Source organism: Methanobrevibacter sp., assembly GCF_030539555.1.
Taxonomy (GTDB): Archaea; Methanobacteriota; Methanobacteria; order Methanobacteriales; family Methanobacteriaceae; genus Methanocatella.
Map to the genome: position 1 here is coordinate 3,121 of NZ_JAUNXX010000087.1, position 2,389 is coordinate 5,509.

At 29.8% G+C, this 2,389-nt stretch carries 1 protein-coding gene and 1 pseudogene; both read right to left on the reverse strand.

The annotated features are described in order from the left end of the window. Positions 1–1,578: pseudogene (locus tag Q4Q55_RS09600) on the reverse strand (hypothetical protein); the annotation flags it as partial. Positions 1,579–2,051: 473 nt separating this feature from the next. After that, positions 2,052–2,389, reverse strand: a 338-nt coding sequence (locus tag Q4Q55_RS09605) for a hypothetical protein (protein ID WP_303372590.1), incomplete at its 5' end; no start/stop codon positions are given.

A 2,389-nucleotide genomic window follows, 5' to 3' on the forward strand; every position in this document is an offset into this window, starting at 1 on the left:
CTGAGTTTTGTCAGTGACATTAGGAAGTGCATTGTTATTTGTAAATACGGAATTTGAAATTATTGCATTGTTACCGTGGGTGTGAATTGCACCGCCGTGAATTGTAGCATTATTTCCGGTAAAGACATTATCATCTAAAATGGTATTGTTTCCTAAAATATAAACACCTGCTCCACCTTTGGAAGCTGTGTTGTTTTCGAAAATTGAACCTTGAATGGTTGAGTTTTCACCGTAAATATAAACAGTTCCTCTTGCACAGTCATGATTTGTGAAATTTGAATCATAAACAGAAGCATTTGCACCATGAACATAAATAGCTGAACCATTACCACCATGAGCAAAGTTATCATCAAAATTACAATTTATAGCTTCATTATTATCACCAGTAATGTGAACTGCACCACCTTCTTCACTAGCAATGTTATTGAAGAAAGAACAACCATTTAATAAATTATTGTGGCCTTCGGAATTATCTCCATCTAAACCATGTGTGATACCTCCAACCATAATAGCACCGCCTCTTTTAGCAGTATTATTATAAAATTCACAATTTTCAATATTTAAATAATCCTGACTGGAACCGATTGCACCACCATATTCTGTAGCTTTACAATCAATAAATACACAGTTAATAATATTACTGTGACGGTCTTCACTAAGTCCTGTACCGTGTAAATAAATTGCTCCACCTACACCAGAGGAACAATTATAGAATACACAATTTGTAATATTTGCAGTGTTGCCCTGACTTCCCGCTACACAAATTGCCCCTGAATGTCTATTTGTTGAACAATTAGTAAAATAACAGTTATTATAATTAGAACCATAAGTAACAATCATTACACCTGTTTCAAAGTCTTCTCCCTTAGGATCAGCCGGCATTAATGAATGACAATTAGTAAAGTTAACACTTTCTAAATTACAATATCTAATTGCAAGGGTACAGCCTTTATCTGTTAAAAAATTATAGAAAGCAACATTATTTAATGTACAATAGTTAATTGATGCTCCCCAATTCATATGGAAGTTGGATAATATTAAATCTTCCAACTTACAATTTTGAAAAGTATAAGCAGCCAAATTATCATTACCATCCAAATGACCATTTCTTAGAGTAATATTTTTATTACAAGTCAATGATCTATTTCCAGATATAGTTTTGCCCTGTAAGTCAATTATATCACCGTTTGTTGCATTATTTATTGCAGTTTGAAGATCATCGAAAGTATTACCAGATAAATAGCGTGTATCACTTAAAACCTCTTCATTATTACTAGCACCTAATAATGAAGATTCCTTTTTACTTACTTTTAAAGATTCTTTACTAGAATCAGTTACATTAATTATATCGTCTGAATTTGAAGATACTTCATTAACCTGTGTATCATCAATGGACGTCTCTGTAGTAGTCGTTTCAATTTCCGGAACTGTTGGATCAGAAACTGAAACAACCTGTTCATGTGGAACTTGAGTTAAATCGCCGGTATCTGCAGTAACATTTTCACTAGCTGCAACAGCACCTACTGAAAAGATCGCCAATACAAAAGCGATGACTAAAAGTTTCGCATATTTTTTCATTGTTTTTACCTCATTAGTCTAAACAAACGTTTAAACTCATATTTCGAGAAAAAACAAGCATACATAATAAATTTTAAAATTAGAATAAGATATGAAAGTAGCGCTTTTTTGCACTAATTAATATTATAAACATACTAGTATATAAATGTTTGTAATTTTTAAATAAAAAATAAGTTAACTGATTAATAAAATATACAATATATTGAACAAAGCTAAAGCTAGCTAACGCTAATAACAATAAATATTATATCCGAATATATTTTCGAATATATTAAATTAAAATAACTAGTTTAATCAGCCATATAAAAACCATTTTGAATGATTTAAAATAACTGATAAGGAATAAAATTCTCACCACAAACCAACACCAACCACCAGGAATCATGAATTATAATTCAAAACAATTGAATTGGTCAATAGTTATTTAATCTACATATACATTTTATCAGATAGACCTCTGATAGGGTTAAATTTTATACTAAAAATCTATTATAAGATTTAAAATATTTACTATATTCTACAACAAAATCACAAAAAAGTTCTGAAGCAATGATAAAATCACCACGGAAAAAAAGTTCAACAGTTAAAAAGTCACAACAAATAAAAGCATTAAAACAAGGAGTAAAATTTAAAAAATAAGGATTACTGATTAAAAAGATTCCATCTTCTTCATCACCAATAACAGAGTTATCGATACTGAATACAAAATCAGAGGTGACCTTATTAATACATTTAATTAAATCACCATCTACATAACCATCTATTAAATCATCCATAAAGATGACTTTTACATCCAGATTAATTAAAATAT